The sequence below is a fragment of the Scytonema sp. PCC 10023 genome, from assembly GCF_963920835.1.
Lineage (GTDB): Bacteria > Cyanobacteriota > Cyanobacteriia > Cyanobacteriales > Nostocaceae > Kalymmatonema.
This window is the reverse complement of sequence record NZ_CAWUDP010000206.1, coordinates 1-5,977: the sequence shown is the minus strand read 5'-3', so window position 1 is coordinate 5,977 and position 5,977 is coordinate 1. Positions and strand designations below refer to the sequence as shown.

The following is a 5,977-nucleotide window of genomic DNA, read 5'->3' as shown; positions in this document are numbered from 1 at the left end:
TTATCTTTGGAAGCCTTGAATACTTTTGTAGAACTTGCACCACCAGGACCAGCAAATGCTGTAGTACCAAAATATACAGACTTACTATTCAAGTTGTAATTGGCATAATTGTTCTCAGTAAGATTTGTTATGCCATACAAACTAAAGCCACCAGCGATAACTTCTTGTTGTTCAACAGATAATTCGGTAAATAAAGCGTCAGACATGATTGAAAACCTCGTAAAATTGATTTGAGTTGAATTTGTTTTTAGCTCTTAGTTGATTGCCTTTTCTTGTGTTTGGCGCTCATCTCGTTGCTTACTTTTATAAGATACGAGCAACTCACTAGTAGAGTCATTTGCGTTTTCAGACAACTTGATTACCACGTTGAGAAAAAACTGTTGTCAAATTACGAAGCGAATCATTTCCGAAAAATACATACAGCAGCAATTCAGTCGTCAGAACTCAGAACTCAGAAGTAAAAAGGGCTTAGTGTCTCGGCTTTTAGACAAAGCGCGTTGTACTTCATGCACGAACAATGTGCTGTAAAAGCAATACGCAAAAACCCGGTTTATTTAATAAACCGGGTTTCTGGTATACGGGATATGCTAAGACGCCGGGAAAACTATGGATCCTAGGGTTTTGGCGTGAAATTATATATTACGTATTCAACTATTTGTCGATGACAGATTATTCAAAAGACGATCGCGAATTGCCGTCAGTTGCTCTTGGTTGTTGACTGGCGATCGCGGCGCTGGTAATTCTGTATTGGGCCAGTTGGTTAAATCGAAGCAGGGACATAGCGACGGGGGCATACCCACGTTTCTCACTGGTACCGGCATACTGCAACGAGCGCATGGAGACACCTCCCAAGCAGGCGTCAGCAATTCCGCTATAGTTTCCTGTGTTCCTTCCAGGTAGCAGTCGCCCGACTCACGTGAAATAATTTTCTGCCAGCAGTTTTCAAACTCGTCACTGTAACGGTCACCATTGATGACCTCTCGCGGCTGTAAGGTTGCCGCACCGTTGTTAATTACAACTTTTTTACCTAGCTGGAACCAGTAAGCTAAGTATCTTTTAACGTTTTTTTCTGATGCCATACTAAAATTTTAGATTCTAAATTGTCGTTTTTAAATCAGGAATCGTAAATAAAGTCTTAAGAAGAGTTATCAGTTGTTAAATGTTAGTTATATTCCCGTCACTCTACTCGCTTTTACTTGGCAATGGCGAACCCAGCACACTGAGATTCAGAACATGACCTCCAGTCACTAAGTAAACTTCTTGGCAAAGACCTCCTAACTGACGTACTAAAGAACCTAGGCGATCGCGGAAGGTTCGACCTGTAGCATAACCTGGCACAACACCCCAACCTGTTTCCTCAGCTACAAAAATCATGTCCGCAGCAACTAACTGTACTGTTTCTAAAAACTCTTGGACAATGTTTTGCCAAGTCAACTCGTCTTGTTCCAAGAAATTTGCTACCCAAGTACCTAAAGAATCTACCAAAAGGCAGATGTTTGGTTTCGCGTCAGCAAGAACAGCAGACAATTCATATGGCACTTCTAATGTCATCCAATCTTGAGGACGGCGTTCTTTGTGTTGTTGGATGCGTTGCTGCCATTCTTGATCATCTGAGTTTTCTACTGCCGTTGCCACATAGATAACCGCGAGTTGTGACTTTACTGCCAGAATTTCTGCCCATTCGCTTTTGCCAGAGCGCGCTGGTCCAGTCACTAATATGACTTTACTCAAAGCTGTTTACCTAGTATCTTGAATTAAGAAGGGTTGTAATTCTACCAGGCTATCAACTATTAGCTATTATTAGCTATCAGTTAGCCGACGGCTAAACGCTGAGTGCAGAACGTTTTTTACTCTTATTTTTTTACCATAAGGCTGGCAACTTGTCGCCAAAATAACTTTTAATAGTAAGACTAGCACCAGCATTATCTCAAGGCTGAAGTGTTAAGTATGAAGTAACTATAAAGTAAGAAGTATAAAGTATGAAATTATTAAGTGTGATTAATTTTTCATCTTTTGTCCTTCAACATAGCTGCCTTCATCCTTAAACACTACAAGGTACAGCACACTTTCTTTGATATCGGTATGAAAGCAGGCATAAAACGCATAGAGGCAACTCTACACGATTTAGGGACTCGCAACACTGCTGGATCTGACGAACCGGATGGTTTGACAAAGCCATCTGTATCGTTTCGGATCAGCGTTGGGAGTGAGGATCGCTCAGCACCCAATCCTGAACCGTCCACAGAGCAGCCTCTTACGCAATCGGAACAAAATTCACCTACCCACGATACCTCTGTACAGACTTTTCCAGCACAAGATAGCGATTGCAAAGCACCAAGCTTACCTAAGTTCAAAACTCCTAGCTTTACAAGCCATCGCAACGGAGCAAATCCCGCCTTGGCAATGAATTTATTGCAAGAAATTCAGGAAAATGTTGCCTCTTGGCAAAGAGAACTGCAAAAAATCGTCCGGCAGATTCAAGACATATATCTAGAAGGACCGATTGTCAATGGCTGGCTAGAGTCCCACGAACATCAACGAGAACCAGGAGGAACCGCAACACTGCGCCATGCGGAAGTTGACCGCCTCATGGACTATGTAGAAGAAGTTTGCGCGACTGATGATAGCATCTCCTGCGAATCGTCCCGTGCTGGGTATCGTCTGTGTGGTTTGGATGCTTCTGGTAAAGTGTGGTCGCGTCCGTGTCCAGCCGAACAAGTTGCGAGCGTGAGTATGGCAATTGCGCGTTACCAAAAGTTGCGCCAACTGTTGGGGCGAAAGCAACATCTAGAAACCCGTTTGACTCAATTGGCAGAAAGTCTTGTGATTTTGCACGGTCATATTCAATCGTAGTGAAATTTGACTAGGAAAGAACACAGAACTCACGAGTTAGAATCCAGAAGAGTTTTTTTGCACCTAGTAGTTTATGTCATTAATTTTGACATGTCATAGGGGTCAGATCCCCGACTTCTTTAAGAAGTCGGGGATCTTGTAACCCATTAGAATTAATCAAACAGACTACTAACCCAAGTATTGGTCAATCTCTCGCCTAGGCGTAGCGGACATATGCGAAAACTCGGCATCCCCGCCCAACGCAGTGTCCTTAGTTCCAACGTGATCCGCCGCCATACCTAGCGCTTTTTCTAATATATTTCGAGCAGCGTTGTGATCTCTGTCCTGGATGTGTCCGCAGTAGGGACAAGTATGCGTCCCGGTGCTCAATGTTTTCTTGACAACCTTTGCGTAGTTAGAACAATTAAGGCTTGTATAGTGAGGTGGTACAGCGACTGTAACCGCGCCAAACACTTGTTCTCCCTAGAAGTAGGAGTGCTCCATCAACAATAGCACTACTTCCTCCTAACGTTGTGGTCAAAACATCAGCATCAGACAGTTTCTCATACCCGAAATTGATGTTGTTTAGTTCCCGATGGTATTTGTATCTGTCGTATTTGTATTGTTGACTGAAGTATGCGCGTTTTGGGTATTAGAAGTTGTATTATAACCTCCATTCTGACTTCCAATTCCACTAAGTATATAAATATTTCCCACACTCACTAAAGGTCCAAACAGAAAATTTCCTCCACTAATTGCTACTAAATCAGTATCGTCTAGTTCGTCTGAGAATTCCCAATACCCTAAATTTGTGTTGTTTAATTTTCGTTCTTTGGATACTAATGTGTTGATTACTCTTTTAAATACGTTGGTTTTATGTGCTTTCATTTTTTGTTACCTCTATTGTATGTGTTTTCACTGTGTCAAAGTGATTATTTTTATAGTATAGCGTTACCACAGAATTGTATATGTACTCACTTAAGTATTTACATAGAATTTACGCAGAATTTACACAGAGCGATATACCTACAGGAGAAAGTCAAAGGAAAAAACTTGGTTGGGGAGTCGGACATTTTTGGGAGAGATTAGCAAGGACAGCAGGCTAAAGTTGGACTTTATCATGGGTATGTGGTTAATAGTTACTAAAAGAACCAACAACTAGCAACCAACATCCAAAAACCAAACTTAAAGCTTATGCCAAATACGCAAATCTCTGCCATAATTTGCACTCACAATCGAGATACTTATCTAGGCGCTGCTATAGATAGCCTTTTGGCGCAGGATTTTGTTGGTGAGTTTGAAGTCGTGGTGGTGGATAATGGATCGAGCGATCGCACTCGCGAAGTCGTAGAACACAGAAGCCACAATCCTCGCCTCAAGTATGTTTTTGAACCTATCATTGGTTTATCAGTTGCCCGCAACACTGGCGCAAGAGTTGCGAGTTCTGAAATTTTGGCGTATCTTGATGACGATGCAGAGGCAAACTCCCACTGGCTACAGGTTTTGTACTCAGCTTATCAAGAAAACCCTAAACTCGCGATCGCGGGTGGCAAAGTGACTCTATTATGGCCTGAAGGAACCCAACCCCCACGTTGGCTATCTACTGGATTATCTGCCAATCTGGGAGCATATGACTTGGGGGACGCTATTGTCTACATTGACAACCCAGGACAAACCCCCAGAGGCTTAAATTACTCCATACGCCGCAGTTTTCTTGAAGAAATAGGGGGTTTTGATACTCATCTGGGTCGAGTTGGTACAAAATTATTATCAAACGAAGAACTGCAAATGACCGAACTTGCCCTTCAACGGGGAATGCAAGTTGCTTATCTTCCCAACGCCCTTGTCGCTCACAATGTCGCCCCAGAACGTCTCAAGCGTTCCTGGTTTTTCAACCGAGGTTGGTGGCAAGGTATTAGTGAGTGTTATCGGGAACAACTTGCTGGCAAAGCTGGTTTAGGACAATTGCAGCGTGGTAGTGAGCGCTTTTTGCGAGGTTTGTATAAAACAGTACAATATTTTTCAGATCCCGCAGAACGATTTGATAAAATTGTCTATGCATATGGTCAAATTGGTTACTTAAATGCTGCGATTCAGGGTCTTGTGTTCAAATCGAAGAAAGAATAACGAATAATTATATGCCTTCCAAATTACCAGTTTCCGTACTGATTCCGGCAAAAAATGAACAAGCAAACTTGCCTGCCTGTCTCGCAAGCGTCACTAGAGCTGATGAAGTGTTTATTGTAGATTCTCAAAGTAGTGACAAAAGCGTCGAAATCGCTCAAAGTTATGGCGCAAATGTTGTCCAATTCTACTTTAATGGACGCTGGCCCAAAAAGAAAAATTGGTCTTTAGAAAACTTACCTTTCCGCAACGAATGGGTGTTAATTGTTGATTGTGATGAGCGCATCACCCCTGAACTGTGGGATGAAATTGCCCAAGCAATTCAAAATCCAGAATACAATGGTTATTACCTCAACCGTCGAGTCTTTTTTTTAGGGACATGGATTCGCCACGGTGGTAAATATCCCGATTGGAATTTGCGTTTATTCAAGCACAAACAAGGTCGCTACGAAAACCTTAACACTGAGGAGATTCCCAACACTGGTGATAACGAAGTTCACGAACACGTTATTTTAGATGGGAAAGCTGGATATCTGAAAAATGATATGATACATGAGGATTTCCGTGACCTTTATCATTGGATAGAACGACATAACCGTTATTCCAATTGGGAAGCTCGTGTTTATCTCAATTTGCTTACAGATAAAGATGACAGCGGTACTATTGGTGCAAATCTCTTCGGTGATGCCGTACAACGCAAGCGCTTTTTGAAAAAAGTGTGGGTGCGGCTGCCATTTAAACCATTTTTGCGGTTTGTTTTGTTCTACATTATTGGGCGTGGTTTTTTGGATGGCAGGGCTGGGTATATTTATGCACGGCTTCTCAGTCAATATGAGTATCAAATTGGTGTCAAACTCTACGAATTACGTAAATATGGGGGTCAGTTAAATACCACCTCCACCTCTGTTGCTGAAAAACCATCCGTCCCTCAAGAAGTTGGGCAGACGGTGCTTTAGGGGAGATGGGGGGAGTGAGGGAGATGAGGGAGATGAGGGAGATGAGGGAGATGAGGGAGATGAGG

At 42.5% G+C, this 5,977-nt stretch carries 7 protein-coding genes and 1 pseudogene; 3 read left to right on the top strand and 5 right to left on the bottom strand.

The window, feature by feature from the left end; genetic code table 11:
• The 3 genes from ACM0OZ_RS47415 to cobU all read right to left on the bottom strand — a co-directional run.
• Positions 1 to 206, bottom strand: a 206-nt coding sequence (locus ACM0OZ_RS47415) for a CTB family bacteriocin (RefSeq protein WP_414589918.1), incomplete at its 3' end; no start/stop codon positions are given.
• 441 nt (positions 207 to 647) lie between these two features.
• A complete protein-coding gene (locus tag ACM0OZ_RS47410) occupies positions 648 to 1,079 on the bottom strand; it encodes a hypothetical protein (protein ID WP_414589917.1) in 432 nt (143 codons plus the stop codon).
• Between the two features lie 103 nt (positions 1,080 to 1,182).
• Positions 1,183 to 1,731, bottom strand: a complete 549-nt coding sequence (cobU, locus tag ACM0OZ_RS47405) for a bifunctional adenosylcobinamide kinase/adenosylcobinamide-phosphate guanylyltransferase (protein WP_414589916.1) — start codon at positions 1,729 to 1,731, stop codon at positions 1,183 to 1,185.
• A gap of 351 nt (positions 1,732 to 2,082) precedes the next feature.
• Here cobU and ACM0OZ_RS47400 point away from each other — a divergent pair, with 351 nt between their 5' ends.
• Positions 2,083 to 2,853 (top strand): hypothetical protein, encoded by a 771-nt coding sequence (locus tag ACM0OZ_RS47400; RefSeq protein WP_414589919.1) that lies wholly within the window; start codon positions 2,083 to 2,085, stop codon positions 2,851 to 2,853.
• 168 nt (positions 2,854 to 3,021) lie between these two features.
• Here the strand turns inward: ACM0OZ_RS47400 and ACM0OZ_RS47395 are convergent.
• Both ACM0OZ_RS47395 and ACM0OZ_RS47390 read right to left on the bottom strand, forming a co-directional pair.
• A pseudogene (locus ACM0OZ_RS47395) lies at positions 3,022 to 3,309 on the bottom strand (zinc ribbon domain-containing protein); the annotation flags it as partial.
• A gap of 108 nt (positions 3,310 to 3,417) precedes the next feature.
• On the bottom strand, positions 3,418 to 3,720 hold the full coding sequence (locus ACM0OZ_RS47390) for a hypothetical protein (protein WP_414589915.1): 303 nt from the start codon (positions 3,718 to 3,720) through the stop codon (positions 3,418 to 3,420).
• A gap of 306 nt (positions 3,721 to 4,026) precedes the next feature.
• On the opposite strand from ACM0OZ_RS47390, the gene ACM0OZ_RS47385 reads away from it, so the two are divergent.
• Entirely contained in the window at positions 4,027 to 4,959 is a 933-nt protein-coding gene (locus ACM0OZ_RS47385) for a glycosyltransferase (RefSeq protein ID WP_414589914.1), read from the top strand.
• Positions 4,960 to 4,970: 11 nt separating this feature from the next.
• Positions 4,971 to 5,912 carry a glycosyltransferase family 2 protein gene (locus ACM0OZ_RS47380; RefSeq protein WP_414589913.1) on the top strand — a complete coding sequence of 314 codons (942 nt, stop codon included), beginning with the start codon at positions 4,971 to 4,973 and terminating at the stop codon, positions 5,910 to 5,912.
• Positions 5,913 to 5,977: the final 65 nt, after the last annotated feature.

Bases quoted from the DNA above. Each gene is read 5' to 3' on its own strand.
- ACM0OZ_RS47390 (WP_414589915.1), bottom strand. From the start codon at position 3,720: ATGAAAGCACATAAAACCAACGTATTTAAAAGAGTAATCAACACATTA.
- ACM0OZ_RS47400 (WP_414589919.1), top strand. From the start codon at position 2,083: ATGAAAGCAGGCATAAAACGCATAGAGGCAACTCTACACGATTTAGGG.
- ACM0OZ_RS47410 (WP_414589917.1), bottom strand. From the start codon at position 1,079: ATGGCATCAGAAAAAAACGTTAAAAGATACTTAGCTTACTGGTTCCAG.
- ACM0OZ_RS47380 (WP_414589913.1), top strand. From the start codon at position 4,971: ATGCCTTCCAAATTACCAGTTTCCGTACTGATTCCGGCAAAAAATGAA.
- ACM0OZ_RS47385 (WP_414589914.1), top strand. From the start codon at position 4,027: ATGCCAAATACGCAAATCTCTGCCATAATTTGCACTCACAATCGAGAT.